1 protein-coding gene is annotated in these 460 nt (G+C 46.7%); it reads left to right on the forward strand.

What is annotated here, in order from left to right; all coding sequences use genetic code 11:
- Positions 1-172: 172 nt before the first annotated feature.
- On the forward strand, positions 173-460 hold a 288-nt coding region (locus SPADD19_RS10990; RefSeq protein ID WP_241496599.1), incomplete at its 3' end, for an aldo/keto reductase.

Raw genomic sequence — 460 nt, forward strand, 5'->3', positions numbered from 1 at the left:
GGGCTGTAAAAGCTGATGAAATCAGCGTAGTAGAGCCCACTCAACCACTGCGTCTTGCTCGACAATCCAAAAACAATTAAGAGGCTAGGACTTTTGTCCCAGCCTCTTTTGCTTGCAAATTGACTTTTGCAAGCCTTTTCACTACAATAGAACTACAGAAAAGGAGGCGGACATGAACTATATTGAGTTTGCTGAAAATGAGCATTTGTCCACGATTGTCCTTGGGATGATGCGGATCAGTCAGATGAGTGAAGATGAGGTGGAGGCCTTGGTGGAAGCAGCCTTGTCGATTGGGATCAACACTTTTGATCTGGCGGATATCTATGGCGATGGCCAGTGTGAGGTCCTGCTGGGGAAGGTTCTCAAGCGTCGTCCGGATCTTCGGAATCAGATGTGGATCCAGTCCAAGTGTGGGATTCGCAAAGACGGCTTTACCTATTTTGATTTTTCGAAGGACTAT

The sequence above is a fragment of the Streptococcus parasanguinis genome (genome assembly GCF_001578955.1).
Classification (GTDB): domain Bacteria; phylum Bacillota; class Bacilli; order Lactobacillales; family Streptococcaceae; genus Streptococcus; species Streptococcus parasanguinis_U.